Annotated in this window: 12 protein-coding genes; 3 read left to right on the top strand and 9 right to left on the bottom strand. The window is 72.0% G+C overall.

Annotated elements, in window-relative coordinates; translation table 11 throughout:
* Positions 1–471 precede the first annotated feature (471 nt).
* The 6 genes from WMF12_RS14300 to WMF12_RS14275 all read right to left on the bottom strand — a co-directional run bounded on the left by WMF12_RS14300 (position 472) and on the right by WMF12_RS14275 (position 9503).
* Positions 472–1851 carry an MFS transporter gene (locus WMF12_RS14300; protein WP_437871950.1) on the bottom strand — a complete coding sequence of 460 codons (1380 nt, stop codon included), beginning with the start codon at positions 1849–1851 and terminating at the stop codon, positions 472–474.
* Between the two features lie 435 nt (positions 1852–2286).
* Positions 2287–5322 carry an ATP-binding protein gene (locus WMF12_RS14295; protein WP_437871948.1) on the bottom strand — a complete coding sequence of 1012 codons (3036 nt, stop codon included), beginning with the start codon at positions 5320–5322 and terminating at the stop codon, positions 2287–2289.
* Positions 5319–5594 (bottom strand): hypothetical protein, encoded by a 276-nt coding sequence (locus WMF12_RS14290; protein WP_437871947.1) that lies wholly within the window; start codon positions 5592–5594, stop codon positions 5319–5321. The genes WMF12_RS14295 and WMF12_RS14290 overlap by 4 nt, the downstream gene beginning before the upstream one ends.
* Positions 5595–5691: 97 nt before the next feature.
* Positions 5692–6654 carry a macrolide 2'-phosphotransferase gene (locus tag WMF12_RS14285; protein ID WP_437871946.1) on the bottom strand — a complete coding sequence of 321 codons (963 nt, stop codon included), beginning with the start codon at positions 6652–6654 and terminating at the stop codon, positions 5692–5694.
* 276 nt (positions 6655–6930) lie between these two features.
* Positions 6931–8088 carry a DTW domain-containing protein gene (locus WMF12_RS14280; RefSeq protein ID WP_437871945.1) on the bottom strand — a complete coding sequence of 386 codons (1158 nt, stop codon included), beginning with the start codon at positions 8086–8088 and terminating at the stop codon, positions 6931–6933.
* A gap of 161 nt (positions 8089–8249) precedes the next feature.
* Entirely contained in the window at positions 8250–9503 is a 1254-nt protein-coding gene (locus WMF12_RS14275) for a carotenoid oxygenase family protein (protein WP_437871944.1), read from the bottom strand.
* A 36-nt stretch (positions 9504–9539) separates the two neighbouring features.
* Between WMF12_RS14275 and WMF12_RS14270 the strand changes: the two genes are divergently transcribed.
* Entirely contained in the window at positions 9540–10193 is a 654-nt protein-coding gene (locus WMF12_RS14270; protein WP_437871942.1) for a TetR/AcrR family transcriptional regulator, read from the top strand.
* Between the two features lie 80 nt (positions 10194–10273).
* Positions 10274–11722: an amino acid permease gene (locus tag WMF12_RS14265; RefSeq protein WP_437871941.1), complete on the top strand. Its 1449-nt coding sequence runs from the start codon at positions 10274–10276 to the stop codon at positions 11720–11722.
* A gap of 100 nt (positions 11723–11822) precedes the next feature.
* Here the strand turns inward: WMF12_RS14265 and meaB are convergent, their stop codons facing one another.
* Genes meaB through WMF12_RS14250 form a run of 3 tightly spaced genes read right to left on the bottom strand, consistent with a single transcriptional unit; the run spans position 11823 to position 15910 of the window.
* Positions 11823–12815, bottom strand: a complete 993-nt coding sequence (gene meaB, locus WMF12_RS14260; protein WP_437871940.1) for a methylmalonyl Co-A mutase-associated GTPase MeaB — start codon at positions 12813–12815, stop codon at positions 11823–11825.
* Between the two features lies 1 nt (position 12816).
* Positions 12817–15465 (bottom strand): methylmalonyl-CoA mutase, encoded by a 2649-nt coding sequence (scpA, locus tag WMF12_RS14255; RefSeq protein ID WP_437871939.1) that lies wholly within the window; start codon positions 15463–15465, stop codon positions 12817–12819.
* Positions 15458–15910, bottom strand: coding sequence for a VOC family protein (locus WMF12_RS14250; RefSeq protein WP_437746202.1), 453 nt, complete (start codon positions 15908–15910; stop codon positions 15458–15460). Before WMF12_RS14250 ends, scpA begins: the two co-directional genes overlap by 8 nt.
* Positions 15911–16131: 221 nt before the next feature.
* On the opposite strand from WMF12_RS14250, the gene WMF12_RS14245 reads away from it, so the two are divergent.
* The gene (locus WMF12_RS14245) at positions 16132–16995 is read left to right on the top strand and encodes a PAS domain-containing protein (RefSeq protein WP_437871937.1); all 864 of its coding nucleotides are present in this window, start codon (positions 16132–16134) and stop codon (positions 16993–16995) included.
* The last annotated feature ends 5 nt before the right edge of the window (positions 16996–17000 follow it).

The raw sequence follows: 17000 nt of genomic DNA, 5'->3' as shown, positions 1-17000 counted from the left end.
GTCCCGACGTTGACGGCTCGTTCCAGCCCGCGTCGCCGAAGGGAGAGGCCATCGTCCAGACGTCGCTCTGGCCGTAGTTCGAGACGAGATCGCGCTGCCGTGAGCCCGATTGGTATGTTGCTGTCCTGCCGCGCGGGAGCTCGGTTTGTGATGGCGAGGCACACCGGCGTGCCACTCTACGGGCTGACGAATCCCCTCATCTTGTTGGCATTTTCAGCGGAGAATTGAACAGGGAGACAGGGAGATCGGTGGGATTCCACTCCCCTCCTCCCCGCCTCCCTGTAAATTTTTCCGGGATTTCGAGGGAGGTTTCAGCTCTACGGGCTCATCCGCGTCGTTCGGCTCGCTGCGGCGTACCTTCGTATGCCTCGCTTCATTGCCTGACGGCTGAGCCCGTATCCCGCGAATCTGCAAGGAGCAGGAGGCGGCGGACGGCGCGCGATCAGCGCTCCGTCCGCCGGGAGATCGCCGTCAAGCCGGGCGATCGAGCTCGTCCCAGAGGCGCACGTCGCTGCGCTCTTTCAGGAAGATCCCGCCGACGACAACGGTGATGAGCGCCACCGCGATCGGATAGAGGAGCCCCGCGTAGATGTTGCCCGTCGCGACCGTCACCGACGAGGCGATGAGCGGCAAGAGCCCGCCGAACACGCCGTTGCCGACGTGGTACGGGATCGAGAGCGACGTGTAACGCACCTTCGCAGGGAAGGCCTCGACGAGGTAGGCCGCGATCGGGCCGTAGACCATCGTGACGAACAGCACGAGCACGAACACGAGCGCGGTGAGCACGACCGGGTTGTCCGCGTTCTGCTTCATCGCCCAGAACACGGGGAAGAAGCCGATCGCGCCGCACAGGTTGCCCGCGAGCATGATCTTCTTCCGGCCGATGCGATCCGAGAGCGCGCCGAAGAACACGAAGAACGGCATGCCGAGGGCGAGCGCGGAGGCGATCACGATCGTGGCCGTGATGAACGGGACCTTGAGCGTGTTCTGCAGGAAGTAGAGGGCATAGAACTGCCCCGTGTACCAGACCACGCCCTGGCCGGCCGTGGCGCCGAAGAGGGCGATCAGGATGACCTTCCAGTTGCGCTTGTTGCCGAGGCTGTCCTTGATGGGAGCGGTCGACGTCTTCCCCTCGGCCTTGAGCTTGCTGAAGATCGGCGACTCCTTGAGGCGGGCACGCACGTAGAAGGACACGCCGACGAGGAGGACCGACAGGAGGAACGGGATGCGCCAGCCCCAGTCCTTGAAGGCCTCCTCGCCCACGAGGAGGCGGGTGCTGAGGATCACCGCCAGCGAGACGAACAGACCGAGCGTCGCCGTGATCTGGATGAACGAGGTGTAGAAGCCGCGCTTCTCGTCGGGCGCATGCTCGGCGACGTACACCGCCGCGCCGCCGTACTCGCCGCCGAGCGCGAGGCCCTGAACGAGGCGGATCAGGACGAGGGCGATCGGGGCGAGGAGCCCGATCTTGTCGTACGTCGGCAAGAAGCCGATGAGCGCCGTCGCGCCGCCCATGAGCAGCAGCGTCACGAGGAACGCGTACTTCCGACCGACGATATCGCCGATGCGCCCGAACACGAGCGCGCCGAACGGGCGGACGACGAAGCCCGTGGCGAACGTGCCGAGCGTCAAGAGGAAGCTCGCCGTCGGGTTGTCCTTCGGGAAGAAGTGCGTCGAGATGATCGCGGCGAGACTCCCGAAGATATAGAAGTCGTACCACTCGATCATCGTGCCGCCAGCGGACGCGAAGATGACCTTCCAGAGCGTGGAGCTGCTGACAACCTCACGCGCGGCCGCGGGGGCCGGGCTCGTGGGCGTCACGGCGAAGGTTTGGGGAGACGTCTGTGCCATGAGAACGGTTCCTCGGAGGAGCTCCAGCGCTTGTCGAGAGGGCCGGAGACGGGCTTGGAGGCGCGCCGAGCGGAAAGAGGCAGCCAGGGTGTTCTTCATGGCTCCTCCTCCCTCGCACGCGAGGGAGGAGGAGGGGCCGGGCAGCGTGTGGGTCGATGCCCTGTCACCCCCGGCTCGCGGAATGCTGCTCTCTTTGATCTGAATACCACGCAAGCAGCCTTGAGAATACCTGTTCGTCCACGGGGCAAGCACGTTGGCGGGCTCGTTCGGCCACGTCTCGTTACGATCGGTAACACCCGACGTCCCGCGCCGACCGCTTCACCTTCGGGCCTCATCCACCGGGTCGACGCCGCCTCGACGACGCGGCGCGCGCAGCGCGCAGTCGGCCGCGTGCCGCCCTGAGGACGACCCCGGCCCGGGCCCGCGGGCGCCGGCTCAGGGCTCTGCCTCGGGCCTGCGCCGCGCGTCGCCCGCGCCCGCGCCCGCGAGCGGCAGCCGGACGACGACCGTCGTCCCCCGCCCCACCGCGCTCCGCAGCGTGAGGGCGCCGCCGTGATCCTCGACGATCGAGCGCGAGAGCGGCAAGCCGAGCCCCGTGCCGCTCGGGTCGCGCTTCGTCGTCACGAACGGCTCCAGCACCGCGGCGAGGAGCTCCTCGGGGATGCCGCTGCCGTGGTCCTCGACCTCGACCACGATCTGGTCCGCCTCGATCCACCCTCGGACGGCGATGAGCGCGCCGGCCTCGGACGCGTCGCGGGCGTTCGCGAGCAGGTTGACGAAGACCTGGACGAGCTCGCGCCGGTCGCCGATGACGACGAGCGACTCGGGGCAGGCCTGATCCACCCGGACGTGGGGCGCCGCGCGATCGAGCCGGATGAGCCGCACGGCCTCGGCGACCACCTCGGCGAGCGCCACGCGCCCGACCCGCGCGCGCGCGCCCTCGCCGGGCTTCGGCACGGCGCCGGTGCGGCTGTGGTCGAGCAGGGAGCGCAGGATGGCCTCGATGCGCGCCGCCTCGCCGAGGATGAGGCCCGCCCGCGCGCGGATCTCGTCGCTGTCGGACTCGGCGCGGAGGTTCTGCGCGAGGCAGGCGATGCCGGTGAGCGGGTTGCCGACCTCGTGGGCCACGCCGGCGGCGAGGCGGCCGAGCTGGGCGAGGCGGTCGCGGTGGGCGAGCTGCGCCTCGAGCGCGCGCTGCTCGGTGCGGTCCTCGACGAGGAGGACCACGCCCCCCGAGGCGGCGCGCGCGTCGAGCGGGTCGAGCGCGGCGCGGTGGACGCGCAGCGAGCGCGCGCGGCCGGCCACGTGCGCCTCGATCTCGTCCGCGCCGGCCTCGCCCGCGGAGGCGGCGCGGGCGGCGCGCGCGAACAGCTCCGCGAACGGGGCCGGCAGCCGGTCGAGCGGCGCCCCGACGAGGTCGCGCTCCTCGGCGCCGACGAGCGCCTCGAGGCGCCGGTTCACGAGGCTGATCGCGCCGTCGGAGCCCACGGCGCAGACGCCGAGGGGGAGCTGCGCGAGCACCGAGCGGAGCCAGCGCCGCAGGAGGTCGAGCTCCTTCGCGGCGCCGACGAACGTCGTCGTGGCCTCCCCGCGCGCGAGGCGCCGCTCCAGCCAGCGGAGCTCCTCGGTCAGCGCGCCGCTCGCCGCTCTGCTGCCGAACGCCCCGGGGGCGGCCTGCGCGTCCGCCTCCGCGACGGTCCTCGCGAGCACCGGGCCGACGAGCGGCGACAGGTTGCGGTGCAGGCGCTCCTGCAGCGCGTGGAGCTCCGTGGGCCGCGTCTCGTCGCGCGGGATGTCGAGCTCGATCCGGGCGCGCGTGACCTCGAGCGCGGCCGCCTCGCGGCCGAGCAGCCGCGCGAGCCGCTCCTCGAGCGCGCCCACGCTCGAGGCCACGGTCGCGCGCTCGACCGACGGGCCGATCTCGCGGCGCGTGCACAGGCGCGCCGCCTCGCGCTCCTCCTCGGCCGGGGGGCGCAGGAGCGAGACGAGCCCGAGCGTGGCGCCGTTGACGGCGAGCGACACGAACGTGGGCAGCGACCAGGTGTCCATGGCCGCCGCGGGGTCGGCCTGGCCCGCGCCCTCGCGCAGGAGATCGAGCCACCCCGGGTCGAGCCCGGACAGCTCGGGCAGGAAGGGCGCGAGGCAGGTGGCGGTCCACGTGCCGATGCCGGCGAGGAGCCCGGCGAGGAACCCGGCGCGCGTCGCGCGCTCCCAGAAGAGCGCGGCGAGCAGCCCCGGCAGGAACTGCGCGAAGGCGACGAACGACACGATGCCGCTCTCGACGAGCAGCCCGCGGTGCGGCTGCGCGCGGTGGAAGAGCCACCCGCCGGCGAGGATGACGATCAGGAGCCCGCGGCGGAGCCACAGCACGCGCGCGTAGACGTTGCGGCGCAGCGTCCTCCGGGCGAGCGGCAGGAGCAGGTGCGTGGCGCTGGCGCTCGCGAGGGCGACGGCCGTGACCATGACCATGGCGCTCGCCGCGGAGATGCCGCCGATGAACGCGGCGAGCGCGAGCCAGCCCTGGCCGAGCAGCTGCGGCACGAGCAGCACGTAGCTGTCGGCGGGCTCGACCGGCGCGAGGCGGGTCCCGGCCCAGAGGACGGGCAGGACGGGCAGGTTGAGCGCGAGCAGGAAGAGCGGGAAGGCCCAGGCCGCCTTGGCGAGCGCGCGGTCGCCGGCGCCGCCCGCGAACGCCATGTGCCACTGCCTCGGCAGCAGGAAGGCGGCGGCGAAGCTGATGACGAGCATCGACGTCCAGCCGCTGTCGTCGCGCACGGGGCGGCCGAGCGCCTCGACCTCGGCGGCGTGATCGCCGAGCCAGTCCGCGAGCCCGCCCGCCCCGCCGAAGGCCCCGAGCACGGCGACGAGGCCCACGGCCACGAGCACGGCGAGCTTCGCCGCCGACTCGAACGCGACCGCCGCCGCGAGGCCGTCCTCCCGCCCCTGCTCGGCGGCCGGGCGGGCGCCGAAGAACGCCGTGAAGAGCGTGAGCAGCGCCCAGAAGACGGCGCCCACGGCCTCCTCGTGCCCGGGCCCGGAGAGCACGCGGACCGACTGCTCGGTCGCGCGGAACTGCTGCGCGACGTAGGGCACGCTGGCGACGACGGAGAACGCGGCGACGACCGCCCCCGCCGCGGGGCTCTGGAAGCGGAAGGCGAAGAGGTCGGCGAGCGAGGAGAGGCGCTGCTCACGCGTGATCCGAAGGACGCGCGACCAGAGGAGCGGGGTGGCGATGCACGCGAGCGTCGGGCCGAGGTAGACCGCGAGGAAGACGAGGCCGTGGCGCTGCGCGAAGCCGACGCCGCCGTAGTAGGTCCACGATGAGGCGTAGACGCCGAGCGACAGGGCGAGGACGAGCGGGTGACGCGCGAGCGCGCGGGGGATCCGCTCGCGCTGCGCGGCGAGCGCGATCGCGGCGAGCACGGCGAGCCAGGCCACCGTGGCGAAGAGGAGGACGCCGACGTCGATCACGGCGGGCCTCGATCACCGGCGCCGGGCGCCGGGTCGCCGCGCTCGCGCTCGCCGCGGGCGTGATCGCCGTTTGGTAGGTCGCCGCGGTCGGCGCGCGTCGCGAGCAGGGCGAGCGCGATCAGCGCGGCCCAGACCGCGAAGACAGCGGCCACCGCGAGCAGGCCTCGGGCCCAGAGCAGCCGCGCCGGCGACACGAGCAGCACCGTGCCCAGCAGCATGAGCACGAGCGCGCGATCCGCCGCGCCGGCATCCGCGCCGTGTCCTCCGGTCATGCGGAGAGGCTACTCAGGGCCGCAGCGGCTGAACATGCGCTGGCCCACAATGCAACGCGTCATTTCAGTGGATGATGGGGGTGCGACGAGCCGGCGCTCACCCGCTCTCGGCCACGATCCCTGCGAGCAGGTTGCGCGCGTGGGCGATCACGCCCTCGTCGCCGGATTCGACGCCCCACTTCGCCGCGATCGCGGGGAACGCCGCCCAGCGCTCGCCAGCGTGGGCCGCGAGGCCCGGCCACGTCGTGCCGCCGGCCGCCTCGAAGCGCGCGAGGCACGCGTCGAGCGCGGCCTTGCCGAAGGCGCCGACGAAGAGCGCGAAGTCGACCGAGGGATCGCCGATGTGGGCCTCGGTCCAGTCCAGGATCCCCGTGAGCCGGCCGCCCTCGTCGAGGAGCATGTGGCCGGGGTGGAGATCGCCGTGCACGAGGGCGAGGTCGCGCGGCCAGATCGCGTCGTTCGCGAGCCAGCGCTGCCATCGGGCCCACAGCGCGTCCGGCGGCGCCAGCGCGGCGCGCGTCTCGTCCATGGCCCGCGCATGGACCTGGCGCGCGTCGTCGATGGACTTCACGGGGACGCCCGCCGAACGGGCCGCCGCCGCGTCCACGCGCTGGAGCGCCGCGAGCGCATCGGCCACCGACGCGATGAACACCTCGGACGGCGCCGCCGGATCGACGCGGCTCCAGCGCGGGCCCGCCTCGGGATCGAAGGAGACGGCGGGCACGTCGCCGAGGCGCGGATAGGCGATCACGTGGTCGGTGTGAACGCGCCAGTCGGGCACGGCCACCGGCAAGCGCTGGCGTACGAGGGCCAGCACGCGCGCTTCGACGCGCGCCGACGCGACGACCGCGATGCGGCGCGGCGTGCGCACGACCCACGGAACGCCGTCCTCGTCGTGGGCGTGCACGACGAGGAAGTCGAGCCCGCTCCGGTCGAAGTCGGCGTGGGACGTGACGAGACGGAGCCCCTCGCGGCGCGCCGCATCGAGGAGAGCGCCGACCGTGTCGATCGGCGCGAAGGAGGAAGAGCCCGTGGGGGAGATTTCGTTGCTTCCGGTCATGAGAGCGAGCCTCTTCGCGCGCCGCCTTTCCAGGGCGGCGCGCGCGGATGGGGAAGACTCGCGGCGCGAGCTCACGGCCGGCGGGGCGTGCGTGACGTGAACGTTCCAGGCTGCCGGGCGTGAGTCACCGCGCCCCGGTCTTCCACGTTGCGGGGGAAGACAGGGCACGGACAGGCACCCGCGCGCTCGCCGCGCCCCCCCGGCGGCGCCGGGGCGACAGGGCGGACGAGGATGCCGAGCTCAGCGGAACCTGGAGGACGCCACGGACGGAGGGTCTCATGTGACGCTCGGCGCCGCAACGCCTTCGTCCCGTGCCATGTCGAGGAGGCGCGCGAGGACGACCTCGAGCCAGCCCACGTTGCGCCCGGCACGCCCGTGGCCCCGCGCCGTCGGCTCGGCGGCCCGGAGCGCCTGCGCCCCGTTGGCGATGCCGCCGGGCCGCCGCCCGAGGTGCCGCGCGCAGAGCTCGCGCAGGTCGAGGCTCGGCGGGCGCCCGAAGCCCTCCTGCGCGAGCAGGTCCGCCGTGAAGGAGCCCCAGGTGCCCAGCACGCCATCGCCGACGAAGGCGCGGAAGCGGCTCAGGGCCGCGCCGGCGTCCTCGCCGCCCTGCAGGCGGTCCTCGGGCACCTCGAGCTGGTGCGCGACGCTCGGGCCCAGCGGCCGCCGCGGGCGGAGGAACGCCTCGAAGCGCTCGCCCGACGCGCGGCAGGCCACGAGGTGCACGAGCTCGGACGTCGGCTCGGCCGCGCCGGCGTCCGCCGGCCAGCCGGAGCTGGCCCCGCCGTCGACGAGCACCACCCTCGCCGGCTCGGCGAGGTAGGGGCGCAGCGGCGCGAGCGGCGAGGCCGCCTGCGCGCGCCGCCGTCGCGGGGCCTTGCTCCGCGCCTGGTGCTCGATCTGCCGGTCGACCATGAACGTGAAGGCCCGCAGCATCTCGTCGAAGCGCGCGGGCTCGCCCTCGAGCGCGGCCAGCGCGCTGGCCACCGCCTCGACCGTGGCGAGGCACTCGGGCCGGGGCTCCTTGCGGATGCGGTAGTTGCCCGGCGCGCGGGGCGTCACGCCGATGCGCCGCGCCGAGGCCAGGCGCGGGTTCAGCGCGAGCATCTTCCTCGCCTGCCACCACGTGCCGTCGAGCACGATGAGCGAGCGCACCGGCGCCCCGCCCGCCGCGGGCGCGTCGCCCCCGGGGAAGAGCACGGCCGTGGTCGGATCGCTCGCGAGGGCGGCGATCCGGGCGTCGTCCTCGAAGACCACCCCCTCGTGCAGCTCGGAGTTGGGCAGCGCCAGGTGGGCCATGCGCGCCGTGCCGATGCCAACCTTCCGCTCGCGCGGGTGCTGGAGGAGCACGACCCGGGTCCTCGTCGGCAAGGAGGGCAGGAGCGCGCAATAGCAGACCGGACGGGGGCGCCGGCAGCGCCAGCAGACGTCGCGCATGGGAGGCCCCTTGTACCGCGTCCCTGGCGGGCGAAGGACCGAGCCGGGGGTCGCCGCAGCTCTTGCGGTCGTCGCCGCCATCACCGCAGCCCAGGAGCGCCAGGCTCAGCAAACCCTGGTCACCCGAGGTGAGGCGCATTTTACAGACACAGTGCATTTCATCATGCAGCCAGGTCCGGGAGCCACTCGCCGTGGAGCCCCAGCGGGGCGCGGCACGGCAGGCGGACGCGGGCGACGGGCGGCGACGCGAACCTCGACGCGTCGAGGACGACGAGCTCGGTCGCGGAGCCGTCGCGGCGGTGGACGAACAGGATTACCCAGGCATCGTCCTCCGCGTCGCTGCCCGGCCGCGGCGCGACGACGCACTCGCCTGGCATCGCGTCGTCCCCGAAATCGTGGACGACCGCGGCGCCGGTCTCGAGATCGTGCTGGCGCGCGATCGTCCGCGAGAAGCTGCCGTCGGCGCCGAAGTCGCAGAGCTCTATCGTGTACGCTCGGCGATGGCGGGCGCCGACGACCGCCGGGTGCACGCGCGGGAAGTCGAGGAACCGAGGATCCAGCGCCGTCCCTGCGGCGCGGCCGCTCGAGAGGTCGAACGTGAACCGGTGGAGCGCGTGCGGCATCATGATGCGCGGGGCGCGCACGGCGTCGAGCACGATCGTGTCGCCTTCCTCGAAGGCGTTGACCGTGTGGCTGATCGTGCATGGCGCGACATCGAACCACCGCATGTCCTCATCGCCGCCGTCGCGGGGCAGGACGCCGAAGCGCGCGGGGAAGTCGTCGTCCCACCGGATAGGCACCGGAGATCGCACGTCCCCGAGGAGCACGGGAAGGACATAGAAGATGACATACCGCTCGGTGATCGCGAAATCGTGCATGAACGTCATCGCAGGGACCTCGATCGCCGCGCGATGCACGACGCGGCCGGCCGCGTCTGCGCGGTAGTACGTGAGGTGCGGACGCGAGGGCCCATTGGAGAAGAACAGGAGTTCGCCGGTGCGCGGGCAGATCTTCGGGTGAGCCGTCATCGCGCCGCCGAGCGCTCCGCCGAAGTCGTAGGGCCCCACGGTCTCGAGCTCGGCGGTCACCTCCACCGGCGACCGCGTCTCGACGAGCGCGAGGATCCGCCCGGCGTGGCGGACCACGCTCGTGTTCGGCGGATAGGCGCCTGCGATCCACCGGTTCCGGTACCAGCGCGCGCGGCCGCCCTCCAGGCGTACGCCGTGGAGCATCCCTTCTCCGGCGAACCACGCCGGCGACCGACCGGCCCGAGGATTCGGCCCGTTGCGCACATACGTGCCGCGGAGGTCCGCCGGGATCTCGCCGATGACTTCGAGCTCGACGTCGGTTCGCTCCTCGTGCACGGGAGCGAAGGCGCCGGCCAGGTGGAAAGGCACCGTGTCCGGATTCGACATGTATTCACTGTATACTCCAGGAGAAAAATGTCCAGCGTGAGGAGGAAGAAAGGCGGCACTTACCATCATGGCGACCTCCGGAAAGCGCTCGTCGACGCCGCCATGCGCGCGCTCGAGCATCAGCGGGCGGAGGACCTCTCTTTACGCGCGCTGGGCCGCGAGCTCGGCGTCAGCCCCCGCGCTCCGTACCGCCACTTCGAGACGAAGGAGGAGCTCCTGGCGGCCGTCGCGGTCGAAGGCTTCCGCGCCTTCGGGGAGCTCCTGACGCCGCGGGTGGTCGCCGCCGGTGCGGACCCGATCGCGCGGCTCCGGGCGATCGCGGAGGCCTACGTCGTCTTCGCGGTCGAGCGCCCGGCGGCGTTCCGCGTGATGATGGCGCCCTATGCCACGGTGAAGGAGAGCGCCCCGGACCTCTTGCAGGCGCGCGCCGAGAGCCATCGAGCGACGATGGATGCCATCGCGGAAGGGCAGGCCGCGGGGATCCTGCGCGGAGGCGATCCGATGCAGCTCGCCCTCGTGCTGTGGTCGAGCATGCACGGGCTTGCCGTGCTCCTGACGCAGGGGCAGCTCGGACGATACGACCGGCCCGTCGAGGCGGCGCAGCTCGCGAACCTCGCCAGCGGCCTGCTCATGGAGGGGCTGAGACCGCGTCCGGCAGAGCCTCTACCCGCGGACGAGTCTCCGGCTTGACGTGCTGCGGGCCGGGCCGCAGAGCCTGCGCACCGAAGGCCATGGGGAGCCGCCTACTCGTCCGCAAGCCGATGTCGGTCATGAAAAAGGAGCTGGAGGGGGAGCACCGCCTCCGGCGCGCCCTTGGGCCGCTGCAGTTAACGAGCCTCGGGATCGGCGCCATCATCGGGACAGGCATTTTCGTACTCACCGGTCAGGCCGCGCACGACAAGGCAGGTCCTTCGCTGATGCTGTCCTTCGTGGTCGCGGGGATGGCCTGCGTGTTCGCGGCCCTCTGTTACGCGGAGTTCGCGGCGATGGTGCCGGTCGCGGGCTCGGCCTATACGTACGCGTACGCGACGCTCGGCGAGCTGCCGGCGTGGATCATCGGGTGGGATCTCGTCCTGGAGTACGCCGTCGGCGCCGCCGCCGTGGCGCACGGGTGGTCCCACTATGTCCAGGACTTGATCGGGATCTTCGGGGTAGAGCTGCCAAGAGAGCTCAGGAGCGCGCCGTTCGACTACGATCCGGCGCTCGGCGAGCTGGTGTCCACAAGGGCGATCCTCGATCTCCCGGCCATCCTCGTGACAGCTGCGGTCACGGTGGTCCTGCTCAAGGGCATCCGCGAGAGCGCGACCATCAACGCCGTGATGGTCGCGCTCAAGCTCGTCGTCGTGCTCTTCGTCATCGCGGTCGGCGCGTTCCACGTCACCCCGGACAACTGGCGGCCGTTCGCGCCGTTCGGGCTCGGGGGGCTCAGCCTCTTCGGTCACACGCTATTCGGCGAGATCGGCAAGGGGGGAGAGCCGCTCGGGATGCTCGCCGGCGCCGCTACCATCTTCTTCGCCTACATCGGGTTCGATGCGGTCTCGGCGCACGCAGAGGAGGCGAAGCATCCGCAGCGCGATCTCCCCATCGGCATCGTGGCCTCGCTCGTCATCTGCACCACCCTGTACGTCGCCGTCGCGGCGATCCTGACCGGCATGGTGCCCTACGCCGAGCTGAGCATCGACGCGCCGGTCTCCGACGCCTTCGCGCGCGTCGGCCTCCCGTGGGCGCAGTTCATCATCTCCCTCGGGGCGGTCGCCGGAATCACCTCCGTCCTGCTCGTGCTCATGAACAGCCAGCCGCGCGTGCTGCTCGCCATCGCCCGCGACGGGCTCCTGCCCAGAGGCTTCTTCGGCTCGGTGCACCCGGTCTTCAAGACGCCGTGGAAGTCCACCCTCCTCACCGGGTTTGTGGTCGCCACCCTCTCGGCGGTCCTCCCGCTGCGGATCCTGGCGGAGCTCGTCAACATCGGGACGCTCCTTGCGTTCCTGTTCGTATGCGCGGCGGTCCTGATCATGCGCCGGACGGCGCCGGACGCGCCGCGCCCGTTCCGGGTGCCGCTCTATCCGCTCACTCCGATCCTCGGGATCGTGATCTGTCTCATCCTCATGTTCTCGCTGCCCACCGAGAACTGGCTGCGTCTCGGCGCCTGGCTCCTCCTCGGGCTCGCGATCTACTTCGGCTACAGCCGCAAGCACAGCGCGATCATGGAGAGCCAGTGACGCCGCGGCGCTCGCCGCGTTCGGCCCCCGCCCGCCGGCGCGAGGCAGACGGCCCAGCGGGCGGACGCCGCACGCCCCGGGGCTGCAACCCGGCCCGCCGTCACCCCTTCCCGGCCGGATCCCAGGCCTCCAGCAGCTGCCGCGCGGCGCGCAGCGGGCTGAGCGAGCCCGCCTCGACGAGGGCCTCCACGCCAGACAGGCGCTCCCGCACGCCAGCGCTGCGCAGGAACGCCTCCCGCAGGTGCCCCTCGATGAGCTCGAACAGCCAGCGGCGCGCCTGCCCCGCGCGGCGGCGCAGGAGCCAGCCGCCGGCCTGCATGTGCGCGCGGTGGCGCAGCACGATCTCCCACGCTTCGCGGACGCCGCGGCCCTCCTGGGCCGAGCAGACGGAGGCGACGGGCGCCCAGCCGTGAGGCGCCGGCGGGAACAGGTGCAAGGCGCTCTCGTAATCGCGGCGCGCTCGCGCGGCCCTGTCGACGTTCCCGCCGTCGGCCTTGTTGATGATCACGAGATCGGCAAGCTCCATGATGCCCCGCTTCACGCCTTGCAGCTCGTCGCCGGCCCCAGGCAGCATGAGGAGCAGGAAGCAATCCGTCATGTCGGCGACGGCGACCTCGGATTGCCCGACACCGACCGTCTCGACAAGGATGTTGCGGTATCCGGCCGCCTCGCAGAGCAGGATGGCCTGGCGCGTGGCCCGCGCCACGCCGCCGAGCGAGCCGCCCGACGGCGAGGGACGGATGAAGGCCCGCGGGTCGCTCGCCAGCCGTGGCATCCGCGTCTTGTCGCCGAGGATGCTCCCGCCATGGACAGGGCTGCTCGGGTCGACCGCGAGCACGGCCACCGTCTCCTCGCGATCGCGCACGAGGTGAACGCCGAGGGCGTCGACGAACGTGCTCTTGCCGACCCCGGGCACGCCGGTGATGCCGAGGCGCGTGGCGCCGCCGGCGTGAGGCAGGCAGCGCTCCAGGACCTCCTCGGCGAGCTCCTGGTGGCGGGGGAGCGAGCTCTCGGCCAGCGTGATCGCGCGCGCGAGCGCCGCCCGGTCGCCCGCGAGGAGACCGTCGACGAGCTGCCTCGGGCTCGACTTCAACCTAGCGCGCCTCCTGCGACGAGAGGCTCCCGAGGAGCGTCCGGACGATCCGCGCCGCGGCCTCGGGAATGACCGTCCCGGGCCCGAAGATCCCCGCGACGCCGCGCTCCTCCAGATACCGGTAGTCCTGCGGCGGGATCACGCCGCCCGCCACGACGAGGATGTCCCCGCGGCCGGCCTGCCCGAGCGCGTCGATGAGCTGCGGCACCAGCGTCTTGTGGCCGCCGGCGAGCGAGGAGACCCCGACCACGTGCACGTCGTTCTCGACGGCGTGGCGGGCCACCTCGTCCGGGGTCTGGAAGAGCGGGCCGATATCGACGTCGAACCCGAGATCCGCAAAGGCGGTGGCGATGACCTTCATCCCCCGGTCGTGCCCGTCTTGACCCATCTTGGCGACCAGGATGCGCGGGCGCCGGCCCTCGATGGCCGCGAACTCGTGGACGAGCGCCTCGACCTCTCGGCCAGCGCCCGCGTCGCGGATCTCCGCGCCGTACACGCCGCTCACCGTGCGCACCGGGGCCTCGTAGCGGCCGAAGACGCGCTCGAGCGCGTCGGAGATCTCGCCGAGCGTCGCGCGGCGGCGCGCGGCGTCGACCGCGAGCGAAAGCAGGTTCCCCTCGCCCGTCTCGGCAGCGCGGGTGAGCGCGGCGAGCGACTCGCCAACAGCAGCCTCCGCGCGGGCGGCCTTCACCTCGCGCAGCCGCGCGAGCTGGTTCTCGCGAACCGCGGTGTTGTCCACCTCGCGGAGCGCGATCGGCGCCTCTCTCTCCAGCCTGTACGCGTTGACCCCGATGATGACGTCGCGGCCCGCGTCGATCCGGGCCTGCTTGCGGGCCGCGGCCTCCTCGATGCGCAGCTTGGGCAGGCCGTTCTCGATGGCCTTGACCATGCCGCCCAGGGACTCCACCTCCTGGATGAACTGCCACGCTCTCCGCGCGAGCCGGTCTGTCAGGCGCTCGACGTGGTAGGAGCCGCCCCACGGGTCGATGACCCGGCAGATATCGGTCTCCCGCTGCAAGAAGAGCTGGGTGTCGCGCGCGATCTTCGCCGAGAAGTCCGAGGGGAGCGCCAGCGCCTCGTCCAGGGCGTTCGTGTGCAGCGACTGCGTGCCGCCGAGCACGGCCGCGAGCGCCTCGATGGCCGTGCGCGTGACGTTGTTGAACGGGTCCTGCTCGGTGAGGCTCCAGCCCGACGTCTGGCAGTGGGTCCGCAGCGCCATCGTCTTCGGGTTCTTCGGGTGGAACCCCTTCACGATCTTCGCCCACAGGAGCCGCGCGGCCCGCAGCTTGGCGATCTCGGTGAAATGGTCCATGCCGATGCCGAAGAAGAACGAGAACCGCCCGGCGAAATCGTCGATATCCATGCCCGACGCGATCCCGGTGCGCAGGTACTCGAGGCCGTCGGCGAGCGTGTACGCGAGCTCCAGCTCGGCGGTCGCGCCGGCCTCCTGCATGTGATAGCCGCTGATGCTGATCGAGTTGAACCTGGGTGTCTTCTCGGCGGTGTAACGGAAGATGTCGGCGACGATCCTCATCGACGGCGCCGGAGGGTAAATATAGGTGTTCCGGACCATGAACTCCTTGAGGATGTCGTTCTGGATGGTCCCGGAGAGCAGCTCGGGGCGCACGCCCTGCTCCTCGGCGGCGACGATGTAGAACGCCATGATGGGGAGCACGGCGCCGTTCATGGTCATCGATACGCTCATCGTATCGAGCGGTATCTGGTCGAAGAGGATCTTCATGTCCTCGACGGTGTCGATGGCCACGCCGGCCTTCCCCACATCGCCGACCACGCGCGGGTGATCCGAGTCGTAGCCGCGGTGGGTCGCGAGGTCGAAGGCCACCGAGAGCCCGGTCTGCCCTGCGGCCAGGTTGCGGCGGTAGAACGCGTTCGACTCCTCGGCCGTGGAGTACCCGGCGTACTGGCGGACGGTCCACGGGCGGACCACGTACATGCTGGTATACGGCCCGCGCAGGAACGGCGGCGCGCCGGCGGAGAAGCCGAGGTGCTCGAGCGACGCGACGTCCGCCGGGGCCGCGCCCGGCTCCGGGATCTCCGTTGTGTCGCCGAGCTGCCGCATCGCCGCGCGCGCGAGGCCCCGCGCGAGCTGCTCGATGTACCAGGAGCCGGCCGCAGGGCTGTCTCGCGCGTCGAAGCGGGCCTCCTCGCGGAGGATGACCCGGGCGTTGCCGAGCAGGCGCTCGGGCGGCGTGACGACGATGTCGTCCGCGCCGCCCGCGATGGCCGCCATCATCCCGACGATGCCGCGGAGGAGGTTCTTGTGCTCCTCGTCGCCGGGGACCACGGCCGACGGGATGACGGCGGTGATCGTGGCGCCCGGCCGCAGGCGCTCGGCCACGAGGCGCGCGGCGCAAAGGCGGGCGATCTCCAGGAAATAGCTGCATCCCATCGTGAAGCGCAGCTCCGGCGCGCAGCTCCGGAGCTCGGCGACCAGCGACGCCACGAGCGGGCCGCCCGTGGCCGGCGGGAGCGGGGGGCTGTCCGGCGCGAAGATCGGCGGCACGAGGAGCCCCTCGGCGCTCGCCCAGGAGAGGTCGTCCTCGGTCTTGCCCTTGAGATCCCGGTGGAGCGCCTGCTTCCACGTCGCGAGCGCGACCGGCGCGAAATCGGCGAAGAGCCTGTCATCCATGGGCCTGCACGACCTCGATGAGGTGACCGAACGGCGCGTCATCGCGCGATCGGGGGTGCACGAAGAAGATCGTCGTGCCCCGGGAGCCCGGCCGCGGCGCCGCGTCGATGATGCGGAAGCCGCGCGCCTTGAGCTCGTCGAAGGCGGCCTGGACGTCGCTGACCCGGTAGGCGACGTGGGCGAAGCCCCCGCGACCGCCGTTCTTCTCGATGAGCTTCTGGACGGGAGACTCGGGAGAGAGCGGCTCGAGGAGCTGGACGTGGTTGTCGCTGTCGCCGATGCGGAGCATCACCTCGCGGACCTGATCCGTGCCCCGCACCTCCTCCCGGTGCACCTCGCGGAAGCCGAGCATCTCGTACGCCTTCACCTGCGCGTCGAGCTGCCCGGCGGGCACCGCCATGGCGATGTGGTCGATGAACAGAAACCCAGGAATCTGGTCCTTCATGGGCTCTCGTTGGATCGGAAGGCCGGTCGGGGCTGCAGGGGCCGGCGGTGTCGAGGGGGGCGCCATGCGCGCAGCTTGCGCCGCGAAGCGGGGCGGCGGCAAGAGCCGCGCGCCGTCGCTCACGCGCGATAGGCTGCGGGCGTCGGCCGGCGTTGTTATAGACTCGCGACGACGTGCGGGAGCGCGAGCGCGCCCGGGGCAACACAGGGGGAGCGTGCGACATGCAGGGACGGGATCACGACGAGCTCGTCGCGGAAATCGAGCGGCTGCGCCTGCGCGTGAGCGAGCTCGAGAAGGACAGGATCCGTCGCGACGCGGGGGTGAAGCGGCTCGCAGACTACGTGCGACTCCTGACGAGTTACATGCCGGCGGCGGTCGCGCTGTTCGACCGCGACATGCGTTACCTGCTGACGAGCAGGCGCTGGCTCGACGACTATGGCCTCGCGCCGCGCGACATCATCGGTCTCTCGCACTACGAGGTCTTCCCCGAGATCCCGCAGCGATGGAAGGACATCCATGCGCGCTGTCTCGCAGGGGCGAGCGAGCGCCACGAGGAGGACCCGTTCCAGCGGGCCGACGGGCGCATCGAGTGGGTGCGCTGGCAGGTCTTCCCGTGGCACGACGAGCGCGGCGAGATCGGCGGGATCATGATGTTCACCGAGGTCATCACCAAGCAGAAGGAGCTCCAGGATCGGCTGCGCGTGCAGTCTGCCGCCCTTCGCGAGCTGTCGACGCCGATCATCCCGATCTGCGACGAGGTGCTGGTCCTGCCGCTCATCGGCACGCTGGACGAGCGCCGCTCGCAGCAGCTGACGGAGGCGCTCCTCGACAAGATCTCCGACAAGGGAGCGCAGATTTGCATCGTCGACCTCACGGGCGTCTCCGCCTTCGATACGCGGGCAGCGAGCGCGCTCGCGCGGATCGCCCAGGCGGTGCGGCTGCTCGGCGTCGAGGTGGTGTTGACGGGCATCCGGCCCGAGGTCGCTCAGGCGCTGATCGGCCTGGAGGTGGAGCTCAGCAGCATCGTCACGCGCCGCGACCTCTCGCACGGGATCGCGTTCGCGATGGCGACCAGGAAGCCCTGACCGCC

The organism is Sorangium sp. So ce363, assembly GCF_051520435.1.
Taxonomy (GTDB): domain Bacteria; phylum Myxococcota_A; class Polyangia; order Polyangiales; family Polyangiaceae; genus Sorangium; species Sorangium cellulosum_B.
This window is presented reverse-complemented; position numbering and strand designations above follow the sequence as displayed.

Coding starts and splice junctions, on each gene's coding strand:
- scpA (WP_437871939.1), bottom strand. CDS start 15,465: ATGGATGACAGGCTCTTCGCCGATTTCGCGCCGGTCGCGCTCGCGACG.
- WMF12_RS14300 (WP_437871950.1), bottom strand. CDS start 1,851: ATGGCACAGACGTCTCCCCAAACCTTCGCCGTGACGCCCACGAGCCCG.
- WMF12_RS14290 (WP_437871947.1), bottom strand. CDS start 5,594: ATGACCGGAGGACACGGCGCGGATGCCGGCGCGGCGGATCGCGCGCTC.
- WMF12_RS14285 (WP_437871946.1), bottom strand. CDS start 6,654: ATGACCGGAAGCAACGAAATCTCCCCCACGGGCTCTTCCTCCTTCGCG.
- WMF12_RS14245 (WP_437871937.1), top strand. CDS start 16,132: ATGCAGGGACGGGATCACGACGAGCTCGTCGCGGAAATCGAGCGGCTG.
- WMF12_RS14250 (WP_437746202.1), bottom strand. CDS start 15,910: ATGAAGGACCAGATTCCTGGGTTTCTGTTCATCGACCACATCGCCATG.
- WMF12_RS14280 (WP_437871945.1), bottom strand. CDS start 8,088: ATGCGCGACGTCTGCTGGCGCTGCCGGCGCCCCCGTCCGGTCTGCTAT.
- WMF12_RS14265 (WP_437871941.1), top strand. CDS start 10,274: ATGAAAAAGGAGCTGGAGGGGGAGCACCGCCTCCGGCGCGCCCTTGGG.
- WMF12_RS14275 (WP_437871944.1), bottom strand. CDS start 9,503: ATGTCGAATCCGGACACGGTGCCTTTCCACCTGGCCGGCGCCTTCGCT.